We start from the raw sequence: 18,605 nt of genomic DNA on the forward strand, positions 1-18,605 counted from the left end.
AGCCGCCTTTTCTATTTATTATTAAATTACTATTATTGATTTTGTTTTTTAAGTTTCTGTTGCTCTACCGCATTTGCGCGATGGATATTATTCATTACGTGAATATAAGCCAGCGCAGAAGATTCAATGATATCTGTCGCTAGACCGATACCGTGGAATTTACGACCTTCATATGTAGCCACTATATCTACTTGACCTAATGCGTCTTTACCTTCACCTTTTGCGGTAATGTGGTAATCAGCGATATCAATATCAAAGCCAGAGATACGGCTTAAACATTTATAAACTGCATCAACAGGACCATTACCAATCGCGGCTTCGGTTGTTGATTGCGTCTCGTCGTTTGTGGCTAATTGCGATTTTAAGCAAATAGTAGCTGTCGCTGTTACGCCTGAACCAGACTGGACGCTGAGATAATCTAATTTAAAGTGTTCTTCATCTTCGTGTAAATTATTAAAGAAAACTAAGGCTTCAAGATCATAATCGAATACTTGACCTTTTTTGTCTGCAAGCTGCAGGAAGCTTTCGTATAGTTCATCAAGGCTATAATCATTATCACTATAACCAAGCTCAGCCATACGGTGTTTGATGACGTGACGGCCTGAACGCGATGTCAGGTTTAGTTTATTTTGAGTTAAGCCTATGCTTTCTGGAGTCATGATTTCATAGGTATTTTTAGCTTTTAACATGCCGTCTTGGTGAATACCTGATGAATGTGAAAATGCATTACCACCGACAATCGCTTTATTGCTCTGTACTGGCATGTTGCATAACTGGCTAACAAGCTGGCTGGTACGGTAAATTTCTTGTGGATTGATATTAGTCGTTTTACCTAATAAATCTTGACGTGTATGCAAGATCATCGCAATTTCTTCTAACGAACAGTTACCTGCTCGTTCACCGATGCCATTGATAGTACATTCAATTTGACGTGCGCCTTGTTCTACTGCTGCAATTGAGTTTGCGACAGACAAGCCAAGATCATCATGGCAATGCACAGAGATAACAGCTTGATCTATATTAGGAACGCGATTAAATAGATTAGTAATGATGCCACCAAATTGTGATGGCACAGTGTAACCAACAGTATCTGGAATATTAATCGTGGTAGCACCTGCTTTAATCGCTTCTTCTACCATGCGGCATAAGTTATCGATTGGTGTACGACCTGCATCTTCACACGAAAATTCAACATCATCAGTATATTTACGTGCGTGTTTGATTGCATGACGGCCCATCCCTAGTACGTCATCAAAGCTACGCTTTAACTTACTTTGTACATGGATATCAGAAGTCGATATAAAGGTGTGAATACGGAAGTCTTTCGCGACAGACAGCGCTTGGCCTGCAGCATCAATATCTTTTTCAAGAGCGCGAGACAGTGCACACACGCGACTGTTTTTAATATTACGTGCGATAGTTTGTACTGACTCAAAATCACCAGGTGATGAAATTGGAAAACCAACTTCCATTACATCAACACCTAAACGCTCAAGCGCGAAGGCGATTTGTAATTTTTCTTTTACGGTTAAGCTTGCAGATAATGCTTGCTCTCCATCCCTTAAGGTCGTATCAAAAATAATAACCTGGTCTGACATTATGAATCCTTCAATTGCCGTTATATAAATGTGCTTTAGCCATCTATATGTATAAATTAATTTTATGTCTTAATCTTTACAGGCTTGGTTGTTTTTTGTCAATTAATTTATGGCGAAGTGAGTGGTTGATATTGGGTGTTGGGGTGACTTAGTTTGAGCTCGTATATGTACAGATAGGGGAAAAAGCTTGTTTTTATAGGGGTAATTTCACATTGCCTTTATTATGCCGGAATATTAGACCTTTTCTTGATCTATGCCACACTTAAAATAGGTTTTTGATCATGAGGTGGTTTATGTTATTTAAAAATGAAAATGGTGAAATGGTTGAGCTTGCCGATGACTTAACATTGAAAGAGTTAACCGAGATGGGGATTGATATTTCCTTAGTAGAGAATGACTGCGATGAGCCACTCGATAGTTGGTCACATTTAGCTAATCATTAGATATGATTAATGCCTCAAAATGTTGTTAATTGCGGCGATAAGTTCTCGTTTTTAATTAAAATGCCGTTATTATTCGCTTTTTTTGTGTTAAATAGGTTATAAAATCCTCATTTATTTTACAAATGATATTTTACAGGCTACCCTCTCGGGCTTACAACTGTAAGCCGAGTCGAATTCGCGCCAGCATTAACATGAGAAATAGACATGAGTCAGCATTTCGTAAATCAGATCCTAGATAGGATTGAAAAGTACCAAGACAAAACAGCCCTTAAGAGTAAGACTAAAGCTGGCTGGGATCGTATCAGCTGGAAGCAGATGGGTGAAAGAATAGAAGGGCTTGCAAATAATCTATTAAGCCGCGGCCTTCAAGTTCAAGAAAAAGTGGGTATTTGGTCAAACAACTTACCAGAGTGGACTATTGCCGATCTAGCTCTACAGCAGTGTCGTGCTGTATCTGTGCCACTGTATCCAAGTAGCACGTCATCACAAGCAGAATATATCATTAATGATGCGAGTATTACTTGTATGTTTATTGGTGATAAAGCAGAGCTAAAACTAGCACTGCCATTATTAGATAAATGTGAATCATTAACGTCACTTATTGTTTTCTCTTCGGCTGTCACGTTACCTGATGACCCGCGTGTTGTTGCGTATGCTGATATGCTCGAGTTTACGCCTGGTAGCTCATCATCAATGGCACTTTCACTGCGTATTGAACAAGCTAAAAAGGATGATCTAGTTACCTTGATTTATACATCAGGTACTACTGGCGAACCTAAAGGTGTGATGCTTGATTATACAAATATCCAGTCTGCGTTAGCATTTAATGAACCTGAAACGCGTTTAGAAGAAGATGATGTGTCATTGGCATTTTTACCGCTAAGTCATGTGTTTGAACGTATTTGGACGTTTAATGCGTTATTTTGGGGTGCTGAAAATACATATTTGAAAGATCCAGCCCGTATTCAAAAAGCATTAACAGACACACAACCAACAGTGATGTGTGCAGTTCCGCGTCTGTATGAAAAAATTCATACTACGATGATGAATAAAGTAGAAAATGCCCCGACAGCACGTAAAAAATTATTCCATTGGGCTGTTGGTATTGGTAAAAAATGCTTTGAAGTTAAGCAAGCAGGTAAGTCTGTTTCGCCATTATTACAACTGCAGCATGCGATTGCTGATAAGTTAGTCTTCAGCAAATTACGCGCTGTATTTGGTGGCAAGGTACGTTTCTTCCCTTGTTCAGGTGCGAAGCTTGATGATGAAGTAAATTTATTCTTCCAATCGATTGGTATTCATCTTAAATATGGTTACGGCATGACAGAAACTGTTGCGACAGTTAGTTGTTATTCTAAAAATTATAAATTAGGGTCTATTGGCTCTGTGTTACCGGGTATTGAAGTCAAATTAGGTCATGAAAATGAAATTCTGATCAAAAGCCCGACTGTAATGCGTGGTTACTTTAACAAGCCTGAAGAAACAGCAAAAACCTTCGAGGGTGAGTGGCTAAAAACGGGTGATGCGGGTGCGATTGATGAAAATGGTTATTTGTATATTACTGACCGTTTAAAAGACTTAATGAAAACAGAGTGCGGTAAGTATATTGCACCACAGCTAATTGAAGGCACATTGGGTCGCGATCGTTTCATTGAACAAGTTGCTGTATTTGCTGATGCAAGAAAGTATGCGTCAGCCTTGATTGTTCCAGCACAGGAAGCGATCGAAGAGCATGCAAAAACACTTAATTTGAAATATGAATCATATGTTGAGTTACTCAAGCATACCAAGATTGTTGAATTGCTTGATGAGCGTGTTAAAGAGATGCAAAAAGAGCTTGCTAAGTTTGAGCAAGTGAAGAAATTTAAGTTGATGGCATCGCCTTTTACAAATGAGAAAGGTGAGCTAACGCCAACACTTAAGCTAAAGCGTAAGGTGATTCAACAGCGCTACAGTAGTTTAATTGAAAGTATGTATAGCACTGTTAAAAAAGGAAAAAATGCCAAGCATTAAGCCTTAGTATTTATTCTATATAATCCCGTTGTGCATTTTTATTGAATGACAGCGGGATTTTTATTTCAGGGATCACACTTCTTACTGAGCAAAACTTTATAGCCCTAACACTTTCCTCTGTTTATTACTAAGCGTCGTCAATTATTCACGCCATTGTTATTTTTCTGGACTAACCTTAACCTAATATGGGTAAGCAGATTGGTAACAACGGATAGTGCTAATATGAACAGGCTTAATACCAGAAACTCTTCACATCAATGGAATACAGTGATACGAACCTTAATTATAGGTAGTGGGTTACTTGTTCTATTTTCTTGCGTCTATTTTTTAGCGTTTTCAAGCGATACTTTGTGGTTCTTTTTGCTGGAGTTACGTCACATCGTTATTGAAACGCCTACTTACCTTGTTATTACCGCGATCGTCAGTGTGTTCAGTGTTATTTATATCTACAAGACGTACAACTATCGGCGAGTCCTACGTCAAACTAATTTAGAGTTACACAGGTTGCAAGGGCAGCTTGTAGAGTTGGACCTGTCTGCCTATTTAGACAATGGCACCGGGTTGGCTAATCGATTTAAATTTTTAGAAATGCTTGATACGGCAATGGCGGAAGGGCAAGGGAATACGGCCCTGTGTATTTTAGATTTAGATGACCTTAAAAATATCAATGACACACTCGGTCACCATGTTGGCGATCAAGTTATCTCTATTATCGCGCAGCGAATTAAACTGTCGTTAGAACATAACGACAGTGCAGACATCTTTGAAACGCATATATTCCGCATTGGTGGAGATGAATTTGCCATTCTTATTAATGGCATTTCAGGTGCTAAAGATATCGCTCCTATATTGAAAAAATTACTTAAAAACATCCGTCGTAAAATCGAATTATCTGGTGAGAGGATATCGGTTGGGGTCAGTATAGGGGTCAGTATTAGTCCTGAACACGGGACTTGCAGCGATTCGCTATTGAAAAAAGCCGATATGGCGATGTATAAGGTGAAAGAATCTGGAAAGCATGGCATTGCATTTTTTAAACCTGAATACCTTAGAGAACTAGAATATCGAGTGCATTTAGAGCAAGAGCTAACGCAAGCGATTCAACGTGGCGAATTTGAAATTTATTACCAACCTGTCATTGATATTGCGACAGAGAAAGAGCTTGGCTTTGAGGCGTTAATTCGTTGGCATCACCCTGTTAGAGGACTTGTGCCGCCTGATGATTTTATTCCTGTTGCAGAACAAACGGGATTGATTGTTCCTATGGGCAAGTGGATCATTCAGCAAGTGTGTAGCGATTTATCGTTATTGCAGGTAACGAATCCGGAATATTACATCGCGATTAATATTGCTCCTCAACAATTGGCAGATCATGGCTTTGTACATCATGTTAGAAGTATTTTGGCTAGCCATTCTTTATCACCGAAACAGATTCATTTTGAGATTACTGAAACGACATTAATGAATGCTGACAGTGATAATTTAGGTGTGTTACGTGAATTAAATAATTTAGGTATTAAATTGTGGATTGACGATTTTGGTACTGGTTACTCTTCATTTAGTTATCTACACAAGTTCCAATTCTATGGGATCAAGCTAGATCGCAGTTTCATAGAAGGGGTTGTCGATTCGGAACGTAGTCAAAATATCGTTAAAGGTATTTGTGCTATGGGGGATGCATTGAAGCTTGAATTACTTGGTGAGGGAATTGAACAACCTGAGCAAGCTGAATTTTTATTAAAGCAAGGTTGTTTTAAAGTGCAAGGTTATTGGTATGCAAAACCGATGTCATTGCCGACATTAAACATGTGGTTAGCAAATAGAAATGAAAATGTTGCCATTGATGTTATTGATCAAGCGTAAACATCGTTAAATATATTTCATATTTTAGTGATAGTTTGAATGACCTTTTTTATTTATGTCTCATCATGTTGTGCTTGATATACCAATGGTGAGAATTATTTATTTAAAATCAATTGCTTGGTATCTTTTTTTTGTTGATTTACCCCATATTTAAGACTGAAAAATATCGTTATTAGTGATAATGACGATTTTTTTTGATATTTAATTTCTCATATCACTTTTAAAGATGATTTTATTTTGTTAATTTCTATAAATAAACCAATAAAAATAAAGTTAAATCTAATTCAATGGGAAGTTTAAAGTTGTAATCAATTTGTTACAATGTGAACAGTTGTCAAACTAGAATTAGGATATGGGCCGGGAGGGCCTGCTTATGGAAATGTTGTCTGGTGCCGAAATGGTAATCCGCTCACTGGAAGATGAGGGTATTGAGCATATCTTCGGTTATCCTGGTGGCTCTGTTCTTGATATTTATGATGCGTTATTCGAATCAAGTCAAATTGAACATTTTTTAGTGCGTCATGAGCAAGCTGCAGTACATGCTGCAGATGGTTATGCACGTTCAACAGGGAAAGTTGGTACCGTCCTTGTAACATCAGGACCTGGTGCTACAAACTGTATTACTGGTATTGCAACAGCGTATATGGATTCAATTCCTCTAGTTGTATTATCAGGTCAGGTTCCGACATCAATGATCGGTAATGATGCATTCCAAGAAACAGATATGATGGGCGTATCTCGTCCAGTCGTAAAACACAGTTTTTTATGTAAAACAGCTGCTGATATTCCTGATGCAATCAAAAAAGCGTTTTACATCGCGTCAACAGGTCGTCCTGGGCCAGTTGTTATTGATTTGCCAAAAGATACACAAAACCCGTTAGCTAAATTTCCGTACAAGTACCCTGAAAACGTTTCTATGCGTTCATATAACCCAGTTAAATCGGGTCATAAAGGGCAAGTACGTAAAGCTGTTAAAGCAATTTCAACTGCTAAAAAACCAGTGTTATACGTTGGTGGTGGTGCTGTACTTGCTAATGCAGAAACGCAAGTATTGAAATTTGCAGAGCAGTTAAATCTACCCGTTACAAATACCTTGATGGGGCTGGGTATATTCCCTGGCACACACCCTCAGAATATAGGTATGTTAGGTATGCACGGTACGTTCGAAGCGAATAAAACGATGCATAACTCAGATCTAATTATCTGTTTAGGTGCACGTTTTGATGATCGTGTAACGAATGCGATTGATAAATTCTGCCCAGAAGCAAAAATCATCCATGTTGACATTGATCCGACATCAATCTCTAAAACAGTACATGCTGATATTCCTATTGTAGGTTCTATCGACGTCGTTGTTGAGCAGATGCTTGATATTATTGACGAGCTAGACGTAGTAGCGAATGAAGAAGAACGTGCGATTTGGTGGAAACAAGTTGATGGCTGGCGTACTAAGCAATGCTTAAGTTATGAAACTGGCACATCAATTAAGCCGCAAGCTGCAATTCAAGCCTTGTATAAGCATACTGATGGTAAAGCTATTATTGCATCGGATGTTGGACAACATCAGATGTTTGGTGCTTTGTATTACCCGTATGATAAGCCGCGCCAATGGATTAACTCTGGTGGTCTAGGTACGATGGGCTTTGGTTTCCCTGCTGCAATGGGTGCTAAAATTGCACACCCAGAAAAAGTAGTATGTTGTATCTCGGGTGATGGCTCTATTCAAATGAACATCCAAGAGTTATCAACGTGTCTACAGTATGGTATTGCCGTTAAGATTATAACCCTGAATAACGGTGCATTAGGCATGGTTAAGCAGTGGCAGAAGATGTTCTATGATGGTCGTCACTCTCATTCTTATATGGAGTCTATGCCTGACTTTGTTAAATTAGCTGAAGCTTATCATCACGTTGGTATTCAAGTTAGTAAACCTGAAGATCTTGATAAAGCCTTTGCTGAATGTTTCTCGGAAGAAAATAAAAACCGTGTTGTATTCATGGATATCATTATTGATCCAGAAGAACATGTATATCCGATGCAAATCAAATACGGTGCAATGGACGATATGTATTTAAGTAAGACGGAGAAAACCACATCATGAGACGTATAATTTCAATATTAACAGAAAATGAATCTGGTGCTTTGTCACGTATTGTTGGTCTGTTCTCACAACGTGGTTACAACATTGAATCATTAACCGTTTCAACAACGGATGATGAAACATTATCGCGTTTGACGCTGGTAACAAACGGTGACCGTGCTGTTATCGAGCAAGTCATGAAGCAACTTAACAAGCTTATTGATGTGTTAAAAGTAAGTGATCTTACTGAAGGCGCACATATTGAGCGTGAGTTGCTACTGATTAAAGTAAAGGCGGCTGGTTTTGTTCGTGCAGAAGTAAAACGCACGTCAGATATCTTCCGTGGTCAAATTGTTGATATTACAGATTCTCTTTATACAGTACAACTTGCAGGTGATAGCGATAAGCTTGACGCCTTCATCCAAACATTAGCGTCGCATACCGAGATTGTAGAAGTGGTGCGAAGTGGTGTTTGTGGTATCGCCCGCGGTGATCGTTGTTTAAAAGCATAATTTAGTTTTTGTATGAATCAAAAAAGCCAGTTCACTTATGAGCTGGCTTTTTATTTGGCATTATTTTATATTTGAGTCGCTTTAGACTAATTTAGATATTTCACTATCAAATAAGTTTTTCATTAAACCCGTAAACTCTTCGATAAATTCCATCTGCTGGTTACTTGGCGAAACGTCCCAAACACTTGACAATACTTCTTCTAAATCCCCAACAATAGCATCGATTTCGCGGATAATAACAAAACGATGTTTTTCTGTGAGTTGTTTATGTTGATTACAAACTGCCATGGTATTACTCGCGATATGCTCTGAAAAGATATCTCCGATGGTGTCAGTAATAGACACTTTTTGCTGAGTGTGGTGTTCAAAAATAGCCAAGTTATTAGCCAAAAAGTGGATTAGCTGAATATAACCATCACTGTTTGTAATCATAAGTATTTACCGATTTAAATATAAGGATGACATGCTATTGCACCGAATATAACTAACAATTTAAGGTGTTGTGGTTCTATTGGGGTATAAACATGTATAAGGCTTGATTATGCGCTGACCGTGTCGATAGGTAAAGTAGAACAGAAAATAAAGTGCTATTTTCTGTTCTATATTGGTCATTTATTTTTAGGTATTACGTGGTATTTAAGTCCCGCAGTTAATTGAATTTTGAGAAGTCTGGTTTGCGCTTTTGCATAAATGCGCTAACGGCTTCTTTTGATTCTTCACTTTCCAGCGCGGCAGAAAAGTGCTCGAGCTCAACATGGATAACTTTTTCTATTTGGCTAATTAGCTCAGCTTTCATTAGTTTTTTCGTGTTACGTAGTGATGCCGGTGCTTTTGCTGCTAATTTCAATGCGCTTTTTTCTGCCATCGCAAATAATTCGTCTGCGGGTAATACTTTATTCGCTAGACCAATCTCTAATGCTGTCTGAGCATCGAACTTATCGGCAAGTAGCATGAGTTCTGACGCGCGCTGATGGCCCGCTATACGTGGTAATATAAGACTTGCTGCGTATTCTGGTACAGCAGCAAGGTCGGTAAACGGTAAGCGTAATACGGTGTTATCGGCAAGGTAAACTAAATCACAATGCATTAACATTGTGGTTCCAATTCCCACTGCTGGCCCCGCTGCCGCAGCGATCACTGGCTTTGAAAAATGTAATAGTGCGAGCATGTACTGAACAAGAGGTTGGTCTTTAGAAAAATCCATGCCATTCATGAAATCAGCCATGTCATTACCAGCGCAAAAACAACTTTCTGAACCCCTCAATATCACCACTCTTACTGCTGGATTAGCATCTGCTTGGCGAAAAGCATCGGCGAGTTCAGTATAAAAAGCACCATTGAATGCATTGAGCTTATCTAATCGATTAAGGGTTAAGGTTAATACACCTTGTTCATTTAGTTGTGTTAGTAAATAAGTAGCCATTTTATCATCCTGATGATGGTTTTTTGAAACAACTATTTTGCCATGTAAAGCCTCTAATTTGAATGATAAATGTTAATGTTAAGTGGTGCTTGTGTTAATGGCTTTTGGGTGTAGTGGTTATACATGCACTAAGATATTTGTTGTTATATAACTAAATGGAATAAAAAATCGTTATTTATTCTTTGTGGTTATCCTTAACAGTCGTTAACCTTTAGTTAATTCAGCACAGTGGAAGCCGTAATATGCTATTAAAGGAACTATCATCATTGACAAGTCCATTGAGTGAAATGCAATTATCACAATTGCAATTAGCACTTAATGATTTGTCACCGACGCAAACTGCGTGGGTAAGTGGGTATTTGGCAGGGATAAGTCAAGCATCTGGAGGTCAAGTACAGACGCAGGGAGCCGTTGCGCAACCTGGTCAACGTTTGACTATTTTATTTGGTTCACAAACCGGTAATGCCAAAGGTGTTGCTGAAGAGCTTTATGAGCAAGCGCAAGCGCAAGGTATCGCCGCTCGACTTGTGAACATGGCTGATTATAAAGCCAAGGAACTTAAAACAGAATCACACTTGCTGATTGTCGCAAGTACGAATGGTGAAGGCGAAGCGCCTGATGATGCTATTACTTTCCATGAATTTTTAGCCTCTAAAAAAGCACCTAAAGTACCAGAGCTAAAATACAGCGTATGTGCATTAGGTGATTCTAGTTATGAATTTTATTGTCAGACTGGCTTAGAGTTTGATGAACGTTTAGCTGCTCTAGGCGGCGAAGCTGTTGTTGCTCGCGCTGATTGTGATGTTGATTATGATGATGCAGTAACAGCATGGAGTGAATTAGCGCTTGCAGCTGTAAAAGCTACGCTAAAAGAAGCGACGTCAGCCGCTGCACCCATTGCAGCTGTCGCAACTAACCATGTCGCTAATACGTATTCAAAAAAGAACCCATTTAAAACAGAATTACTCGTGAATCAAAAGATCACGGGTCGTTTCTCAAGTAAAGACATCCGTCATTTTGAGATAGCATTAGAAGATTCAGGCATTACTTACCAAGCAGGTGATGCATTAGGGATCTGGTTTAAAAATGATCCTGTTCTAGTTGATGCAATTTTAGATCAGTTAGAACTCGATGGTGCTGAAATCGTGACGGTGGCTAACGAAACAGAAAGTTTACGTGAAGCATTGATTAATCGTTTTGAGTTAACACAGAGTTACCCAAGTTTTATTCAAGCATATGCTGAGCTGTCAGGTTCGAAAAAATTAGCTAAATTACTCGATGATAAAGCAGCGCTGCGTAACTATTGTTATGGACGCCAAATCTTAGATGTCATTGATGAAAAGAAAGCAAAATTAACGGCAGAACAACTGCTGAGTGGTTTACGTAAATTAACCCCTCGTCTTTATTCTATCGCATCAAGTCCGAATGAAGCGGAGGGTGAAGTTCATTTAACTGTTGCAGTTGTTGATTATCAGCAAGGTGGTGAGCAACGTATTGGTGGTGCTTCTGGCTTCCTTCAACGACTTGAAGAAGGCGCTGAAGTTGAAGTCTTTGTTGAGCATAACGATAATTTCCGTTTACCAAGTAATGATGAAACACCAGTGATCATGATTGGTCCTGGTACTGGTATTGCGCCATTCCGTGCGTTTGTTCAGGAACGAGATGTTCGAGAAGCGTCTGGTAGCAACTGGTTGTTCTTTGGTAACCAGCACTTTACAGATGATTTCTTATATCAAACTGAATGGCAAGACTATCTAAAATCGGGTGTGCTGACCAAGATGGATGTAGCCTTCTCTCGCGATCAAGCAGAGAAAGTATATGTGCAAGATCGCTTACGTGAGAATGCGATTGAAGTATATCGTTGGTTAGAACAAGGTGCCCATGTCTATGTTTGCGGTGATGGCGACAGAATGGCGAAAGATGTGAACGAAGCATTAATCGAAATTGTAGCAGAGCAAGGTAAATTAGCGCGCAGTGAAGCTGAAGAGTATGTAGCTGAACTACGTCGAAATAAACGTTATCAGAGGGATGTTTACTGATGAGCGACAAGAAATTAGCGGTTAACGAACGCATCAAAACGGAAAGTAATTTATTACGTGGCACCATTGCTGAAGGTCTTGCAAATCAAATCACTGGCGGACTGTCAGATGATGATATGCAATTAACAAAATTCCACGGTTTTTATCAACAAGATGATCGTGATATTCGTGCCGAACGTCAGAAACAAAAATTAGAACCTCGCCATAGTTTCATGCTACGAGCACGTGTTCCAGGTGGTATTTGCACGCCTGAGCAATGGCTAGAGATAGATCGTATTGCCAGTGACCTGACTATTTATGGCAGCATTCGTCTAACGACGCGTCAAACGTTCCAGTATCACGGCATTTTGAAACCACAGGTGAAACCACTCATTCAAGCATTAGGCTCGGTTAACCTTGATTCTATTGCCGCGTGTGGTGATGTGAACCGTAATGTAATGTGTACGCCAAATCCAGTTGAATCAGAATTGCATCAAGAAGCTTATGCATGGGCAATTCGTTTAAGTGATGATTTATTACCAAACACGAATGCGTATGCAGAGTTATGGCTAGATGGCGAAAAAGTAACAAGTAATGAAGTTGAACCTATGTATGGGCCAACTTACTTACCCCGTAAATTTAAAATTGCAGTGGCTATCCCACCACACAATGATGTGGATATTCATGCCAATGATTTAAACTTTGTTGCAGTTGGTGATAACGGTAAATTAGCTGGTTTTAATGTATTAGTTGGCGGCGGCATGGGTACAACGCATGGCGACGTAAATACCTTCCCTCGTTTAGCGGATGACTTAGGTTTTGTTAAACCCGAAGACGCTGTTGAAATCGCGAAAGCGGTACTGACAGTACAGCGCGACTGGGGTTGTCGTACTGACCGTAAACGAGCGCGTTTGAAATACACAATGGAAGACAACGGCGTTGATAAATTCCGCGCTGAAGTTGAACTACGCTCAGGTATCAAATTTGAAACGCCAAAAGCAATCGAATTTACCACGCGTGGTGATCGTTTTGGTTGGATCAAAGGCGTTGATAATAAATGGCATTTAACCCTGTTCATTGAAAATGGCCGTATTGTTGACACTGAAACACACCCGATTAAAACAGGTTTAGTTGAAATTGCTAAGATCCACAATGGTGATTTTAGAATGACAGCAAACCAAAACTTAATCATTGCAGGTGTTGCAGAGCAAGATAAAGAACAAATAGAGCGTCTTGCACGCTTATATGGTCTGTATTCTGATGAGTTAAGCCAACAGCGTTTAAACTCCATGGCGTGTGTTGCACTACCTACATGTGCGTTAGCTATGGCTGAAGCAGAGCGTTATTTACCATCATTAGTGACGAAAGTTGAAGGTTTACTGGCGAAACATAGTATTCCAGAAGAGCATTTTGTGATGCGAATGACGGGTTGTCCAAATGGTTGTGGCCGTCCATTCCTAGCGGAAGTTGGTTTTGTTGGTAAGGGCCCAGGTAAATACAATATGTATTTGGGTGCGAAAAACAACGGCATGCGTTTAAACAAAATGTATCGTGAGAATATCGGTGAAACTGAGATCTTAACGATTCTAGATGAATTAATTGCAGCGTGGGCAACAAGTGGACTACCAGACGAACGTTTTGGTGATTTCGTTGTACGCAGTGAAGTGATTAAACCTGTCATTATTGCGTCGAGAGATTTTCATGGCTAAATTGAACCTAGATGAATTATTAACGTTAGATAAAGCGAGCCAGAAAGCAGCTTTAGCTGTGGTTAATGCTCAGCTAGAGGAAATGACTGCGCAGCAACGTGTCGATTGGGCGGTAACCGAACTTGGCGATAAATTAGTATTATCATCAAGTTTTGGTATCCAAGCAGCGGTTTGTTTGCATTTATTAACGCAGTTTAAGCCTGATATTCCGGTGATTCTAACGGATACTGGGTATTTATTTCCTGAGACTTATCAGTTTATTGATGAGTTAACGCAGCAGCTTAGCCTTAACTTGAAAATATATACCGCACCACAGTCACCTGCGTGGCAAGAGTCTCGTTACGGTAAATTGTGGGAGCAGGGTGTTGAAGGTATAACGCAATATAACTTGCTTAATAAAGTAGAGCCGATGAAACGCGCGCTAAAAGAATTGAATGCGCAAGTATGGTTTTCCGGATTACGCCGCAGTCAGTCATCAAGTCGTGAAGCATTACCGGTTTTATCCATTCAAAATGGCTGTTTTAAATTTTTGCCTATTATTGATTGGACGAATAAAGACATTCATTATTATCTCAAAGATAACGAGTTGAATTATCATCCGTTATGGGAACAAAATTATGTTTCTGTTGGCGATGTGCAAACATCTCAGCCATTACAAGCAGGCATGTCGGAAGAAGAAACACGCTTCTTTGGCTTGAAGCGTGAGTGTGGTTTACATGAAGACAATGATGAAGTCGGTGGCAGTGGTATTTAACCGTTAATCTGCTGTAGCGATTTTTGACTTTCAATCGTTACGTTAATAAAGCTTAGTTCTGATACGTTGGAACTAAGCTTTTTGCCATTCAGGAATAGCGTTATCAATCGGCGCTGCTTCTGGTGTTGGCTGTGTCTCTTTTGTTTCATCTTCTGATGACGATTTTTTGGCTTCATCTAATTCTTTTTGCAACTCTTCTACTTTTTTCTTGGTTTTATCCCAGCCTGCCTCTGCACCTTGTTTTAAGGATTCAAGCCATTCATCGCTGTTATCCGCACTATCTTCTAATAGCTCATCCGTTTTACTTTTCGCGGCTTCCATTGCTTTTTCTGTTGCTTCTTTGGTTTTATTCCATGCTTCTCCCATTGCGTCTTTAGAAGCATCCCATGCGTCATCTGCGCTGTTTGCTTGAGCTGCAAATGTCGAAAAGCAACTTGCTAGGCTGATTATTAAAATGGAAATTTTTTTCATCATCACTCGCTTATTCTTTAAATAGGATAACTAATATAAATAGAATCGTTAATACTGTTAAATTGTAACAAATATTGCATCAATACGGCATCCCCCAATGGGTATAAGGGCATGCTTGTTGCTGCTAGGATGAATGTTACATGTGTAGCCGTTGTGCTATCGCATCTATTTGGTATTTAGCGATAATGATCAACAATATGGTTGTGAAGGCGAGTACTGTTCCACATATACCTGCTATTTTACCCTGTAGCCACGTCAGCATACCTATTGCGATAATAAAGAGAAATAGGGCGATACTCGCAGAGGTTGTTCCGATCGCACGTACTTGGCTGATTTGTTCTAATACTGCTGGGGAGAACGTCGTGATCGTTGCGACCTCAATACTGAGGCGAACATCAATATATAGCGCGACAACGAATAATAACGACGTGAGTGTGAACATTAAAAGTGTAATCGTACTATAGATACTTTTACGTTGATGTCGTAAAATTTGCGCTGCAATAGATAAAGAGAAACCAGCCATTAAACCACTGATAAAAGAAACTTGATTAGTCTGCAGTTCGAGGATCTCATTCATAGGTGTACACCGCTAATGGATTTTTTAAGAAGGTGATATTGACGTTATATTAGTATGTTAGCTACAAAAAAGCCAAGTACGAGACTTGGCTTTGTGATAACGGTTCGAAGACTCAACGTAAATGAGTTAATCGATATAGCGTGTTTTAGCTTACTTAGCTGGGATCGCTTTTAAGATCGCAAGTAAGTATTTCCAGAACATGCCAACTGTTTCGATGTTCACTTTCTCATCTGGAGAATGTGGGAAACAGATTGTTGGGCCAAATGATGCCATGTCCATGGTTGGGTATGAAGTTTTGAATAAACCACATTCTAGACCAGCATGGATAACCATGATTTTTGGTACAGAACCAAACTCTTTTTCATATACGTCACGCATGATCTGCATCACTGGTGAAGTTGTGTCTGGTTTCCAACCTGGGTAAGCACCATCAAATTTTACGTCGGCACCCGCAAGTTCAAATACCGATGCAATAATTTCTTGTGCATCAAGACGGCAAGAGTCAGCTAAAGAACGGATCAAGCATTGAATATGTACCGTTTTACCGCGTGATTGAATAACACCAAGGTTAGATGATGTTTCAACTACGCCCTCGATTTCATCACTCATGCGCATTACACCATTGAAGACACCGTTAAGTGCTGCAACAAGGCGAGTTTGGCAATCTTGAGTCATCACTGTTGGTTCATTTGGAACTGGGAACAGTGAGATTGAGAAATCAGGTTCTGTCGCTGTAAGCTCTTTTTTAATTGTTTTAGCAAAGAATTCTAAACATGCTTTAAACTCTTCACGTTGTGCTGGTGCAACAGTAATAACTGCAAAAGCTTCACGTGGAATTGCGTTACGTAGTGAGCCACCATTAATCTCAACAAGGCGAACACCCATATCGCGACCAGCTTCTTTTAAGAAACGAGCCAGTAGTTTGTTCGCATTACCGCGACCAAGGTGAATATCAACACCAGAGTGACCGCCTCTTAGGCCAGAAATAGATATTTCAAATGTTTGGTGATCTGTTGGTGTGTCTTCGCGCTCGATAGGGAAAGACACTGTGGCATCGATACCGCCAGCACAACCCATGTAAACTTCGCCTTCGTCTTCTGAATCCGTGTTTAGTAGGATCTCACCTTCTAACCAACCCGCTTCAAGACCAAATGCGCCAGTCATACCTGCTTCTTCATCGATAGTCACTAGTACTTCTAGTGGACCATGCTCGATATCGTCTGAGAAAATAACAGCTAGACTTGCAGCAAGACCAATACCGTTATCGGCACCAAGTGTTGTACCGCGTGCAGTTACCCACTCGCCATCAACATAAGCATCGATTGGATCTGTAATAAAGTCATGCTCGGTATCTGAATTTTTTTGTGGAACCATGTCCATGTGTGCTTGTAGAACGACACCTTTACGGTCTTCCATGCCTGCGGTTGCAGCTTTGCGTAAGATGAGGTTACCAACGTTATCTTCTTTACATTCAACGTTGTGATCTTTTGCTAATTGTTGGATCCACGCTGATACTTTTTCTTCGTGTTTTGAAGGGCGTGGGTTTGCACACATTTGCTCAAAAATATTCCAAACAACTTGCGGTTCTAAATTACTTAAATTTGCCACTTGGTAGCTCCTTAATTGGAATTAGTTATTATATTTAGCATGATACAAAGGATGTTCTAGTTTTTTAAGATAGTAAAGAGGAATGTTCCAAAGATACAGTGCTAATATATGGTTATGCGATACTGTAAACAAGTTTCACTATATCGGTACTCAATAAGGAGTAAATAGTGGTCAATAACTTGTCCTGAGAGTCAAGTGCTGGTATCTTTACGGGTTACAAATTGAGTGTACAATATTCAGTGTTTTTGTACGTAAACCCTTCGTTGATGATTTTAAATAGCTATGCCTTAGTTTGTTCGCTAAGTGTATATAGAGGTTGGTTAAATGAGTGATAAATTTATAGTATCTTGGGATGATTTACAGCGTGATACGCGTAAACTTGCTCGTAAGCTTCTTCCTGCGACACAATGGAAAGGTATTATTGCGGTTAGCCGTGGTGGTCTAGTACCTTCAGCAATTCTTGCTCGTGAGCTAGATTTGCGTCATGTTGATACTGTATGTATCTCAAGCTACGACCACGATCATCAGCGTGATATGACAGTACTAAAATCAGCACCGGGTGACGGTGAAGGCTTTATTATTATTGATGATTTAGTTGATAGTGGTGAGACAGCGAAGAAAATTCGCCAAATGTACCCTAAAGGTAAATTCGTTACTGTATATGCTAAGCCACTTGGCGAGCCTCTAGTAGACGATTTTGTTACTGCGATTAGCCAAGATACTTGGATTGAATTACCTTGGGATATGGCTATTGAATTTGTAGATCCAATCTGCAAACAAGGTTAATTAACATATCGAGAATGCACTTCAGCTTGTGTTCTCGTTATTAAACAGCGTTGTAAATTATAACGCTGTCATTTCTTGATATTATATTCTGCAAAATAGTACTATTTCAGTTTTATTATTTGACCAAATTTGATTGTTAGCTATGCTTAACAGTTATTCCTGACATTTATAGTGACTCATCTATACCAATTTACAATAAATAGAGCGTTTATTTAATGCGTTGGTATTACCGCTTTTAATTCGTAACTACAAGCAAATAAGAGAAATCATTATGCCAATACCGAATGATCCAAATCTGATCTATTTCCGTAAACGAATTCGTATTTTAAATGCACTTGGTCCTTATTTAAGAGAAAACAATTGCCAGCCTACGTCCTTTTATTTTGATTGCTTTAGTATTTGTATTGACGCAAATATTGAACCTGAAGAGCGTGAATTTCATGGTTGGTGGTTAGAGATGGAATTGGTCAATGAAACATTCGAGTATCATTATCAATTTGGTGTTTATAATAAAGCGGGTAATTGGGTGGAAAAACCCATACCAAAACAGTATCAGCACGATGTGACAAAAACGCTCAATCAATTTTATGAAAAGTTATCAATTTGTTTAACTGAGCAGCTAAAATTCAACCTTAAACCGTCCTCTATTCTAGCTAAAACCTTGGTTTTATCTGCCGCTTAATGTAATGCCTTAGTACTTTATTTTTAGTTAACTCTGCTTGATCCTACGGTTTGGTAACAAATGTAACG

16 protein-coding genes are annotated in these 18,605 nt (G+C 39.3%); 10 read left to right on the plus strand and 6 right to left on the minus strand.

Features of this window, described 5'->3' with window-relative positions:
* Window positions 1-32 precede the first annotated feature (32 nt).
* Complete coding sequence (leuA, locus tag HWV00_RS03070; protein ID WP_211684650.1) at window positions 33-1,598, minus strand: 2-isopropylmalate synthase; 1,566 nt, start codon at window positions 1,596-1,598, stop codon at window positions 33-35.
* 293 nt (window positions 1,599-1,891) lie between these two features.
* Between leuA and HWV00_RS03075 the strand changes: the two genes are divergently transcribed.
* The 5 genes from HWV00_RS03075 (at window position 1,892) to ilvN (ending at window position 8,509) form a co-directional block, all read left to right on the plus strand.
* Window positions 1,892-2,041: a 2-isopropylmalate synthase gene (locus HWV00_RS03075; RefSeq protein ID WP_211684651.1), complete on the plus strand. Its 150-nt coding sequence runs from the start codon at window positions 1,892-1,894 to the stop codon at window positions 2,039-2,041.
* Window positions 2,042-2,245: 204 nt separating this feature from the next.
* A complete protein-coding gene (locus HWV00_RS03080) occupies window positions 2,246-4,054 on the plus strand; it encodes a long-chain fatty acid--CoA ligase (protein ID WP_211684652.1) in 1,809 nt (602 codons plus the stop codon).
* Window positions 4,055-4,321: 267 nt separating this feature from the next.
* Window positions 4,322-5,917, plus strand: coding sequence for a bifunctional diguanylate cyclase/phosphodiesterase (locus HWV00_RS03085; RefSeq protein ID WP_255554884.1), 1,596 nt, complete (start codon window positions 4,322-4,324; stop codon window positions 5,915-5,917).
* Between the two features lie 373 nt (window positions 5,918-6,290).
* On the plus strand, window positions 6,291-8,018 hold the full coding sequence (locus HWV00_RS03090) for an acetolactate synthase 3 large subunit (protein ID WP_211684653.1): 1,728 nt from the start codon (window positions 6,291-6,293) through the stop codon (window positions 8,016-8,018).
* Entirely contained in the window at window positions 8,015-8,509 is a 495-nt protein-coding gene (gene ilvN, locus HWV00_RS03095) for an acetolactate synthase small subunit (RefSeq protein ID WP_211684654.1), read from the plus strand. The genes HWV00_RS03090 and ilvN overlap by 4 nt, the downstream gene beginning before the upstream one ends.
* A gap of 81 nt (window positions 8,510-8,590) precedes the next feature.
* On the opposite strand, the gene HWV00_RS03100 is transcribed toward ilvN, so the two are convergent.
* Together HWV00_RS03100 and HWV00_RS03105 are read right to left on the minus strand one after the other, a co-directional pair.
* A complete protein-coding gene (locus tag HWV00_RS03100; protein WP_211684655.1) occupies window positions 8,591-8,941 on the minus strand; it encodes a DUF3802 family protein in 351 nt (116 codons plus the stop codon).
* Window positions 8,942-9,158: 217 nt separating this feature from the next.
* Window positions 9,159-9,932: an enoyl-CoA hydratase gene (locus tag HWV00_RS03105; RefSeq protein WP_211684656.1), complete on the minus strand. Its 774-nt coding sequence runs from the start codon at window positions 9,930-9,932 to the stop codon at window positions 9,159-9,161.
* A 242-nt stretch (window positions 9,933-10,174) separates the two neighbouring features.
* Between HWV00_RS03105 and HWV00_RS03110 the strand changes: the two genes are divergently transcribed.
* The 3 genes from HWV00_RS03110 to HWV00_RS03120 are packed head-to-tail and all read left to right on the plus strand — an operon-like array spanning window position 10,175 to window position 14,413.
* Window positions 10,175-11,971 carry an assimilatory sulfite reductase (NADPH) flavoprotein subunit gene (locus tag HWV00_RS03110; RefSeq protein WP_211684657.1) on the plus strand — a complete coding sequence of 599 codons (1,797 nt, stop codon included), beginning with the start codon at window positions 10,175-10,177 and terminating at the stop codon, window positions 11,969-11,971.
* Window positions 11,971-13,659, plus strand: coding sequence for an assimilatory sulfite reductase (NADPH) hemoprotein subunit (gene cysI / locus HWV00_RS03115; protein WP_211684658.1), 1,689 nt, complete (start codon window positions 11,971-11,973; stop codon window positions 13,657-13,659). The genes HWV00_RS03110 and cysI overlap by 1 nt, the downstream gene beginning before the upstream one ends.
* Window positions 13,652-14,413 (plus strand): phosphoadenylyl-sulfate reductase, encoded by a 762-nt coding sequence (locus HWV00_RS03120; RefSeq protein ID WP_211684659.1) that lies wholly within the window; start codon window positions 13,652-13,654, stop codon window positions 14,411-14,413. Before cysI ends, HWV00_RS03120 begins: the two co-directional genes overlap by 8 nt.
* 72 nt (window positions 14,414-14,485) lie before the next feature.
* Here HWV00_RS03120 and HWV00_RS03125 read toward each other — a convergent pair whose 3' ends face one another.
* The 3 genes from HWV00_RS03125 to HWV00_RS03135 form a co-directional block, all read right to left on the minus strand.
* Window positions 14,486-14,887: a hypothetical protein gene (locus HWV00_RS03125; RefSeq protein ID WP_255554887.1), complete on the minus strand. Its 402-nt coding sequence runs from the start codon at window positions 14,885-14,887 to the stop codon at window positions 14,486-14,488.
* Between the two features lie 133 nt (window positions 14,888-15,020).
* Window positions 15,021-15,461, minus strand: a complete 441-nt coding sequence (locus HWV00_RS03130; RefSeq protein ID WP_211684660.1) for a phosphoadenosine phosphosulfate reductase — start codon at window positions 15,459-15,461, stop codon at window positions 15,021-15,023.
* 150 nt (window positions 15,462-15,611) lie between these two features.
* On the minus strand, window positions 15,612-17,069 hold the full coding sequence (locus HWV00_RS03135) for an aminoacyl-histidine dipeptidase (protein WP_211684661.1): 1,458 nt from the start codon (window positions 17,067-17,069) through the stop codon (window positions 15,612-15,614).
* 324 nt (window positions 17,070-17,393) lie between these two features.
* Here HWV00_RS03135 and gpt point away from each other — a divergent pair, with 324 nt between their 5' ends.
* Both gpt and crl read left to right on the plus strand, forming a co-directional pair.
* Window positions 17,394-17,855 carry a xanthine phosphoribosyltransferase gene (gpt, locus tag HWV00_RS03140; protein ID WP_211684662.1) on the plus strand — a complete coding sequence of 154 codons (462 nt, stop codon included), beginning with the start codon at window positions 17,394-17,396 and terminating at the stop codon, window positions 17,853-17,855.
* 271 nt (window positions 17,856-18,126) lie between these two features.
* Window positions 18,127-18,537, plus strand: coding sequence for a sigma factor-binding protein Crl (gene crl, locus HWV00_RS03145; RefSeq protein WP_211684663.1), 411 nt, complete (start codon window positions 18,127-18,129; stop codon window positions 18,535-18,537).
* Window positions 18,538-18,605 lie beyond the last annotated feature (68 nt).

The sequence above is a fragment of the Moritella sp. 24 genome (assembly GCF_018219155.1).
In the GTDB taxonomy this organism is placed as follows: domain Bacteria; phylum Pseudomonadota; class Gammaproteobacteria; order Enterobacterales; family Moritellaceae; genus Moritella.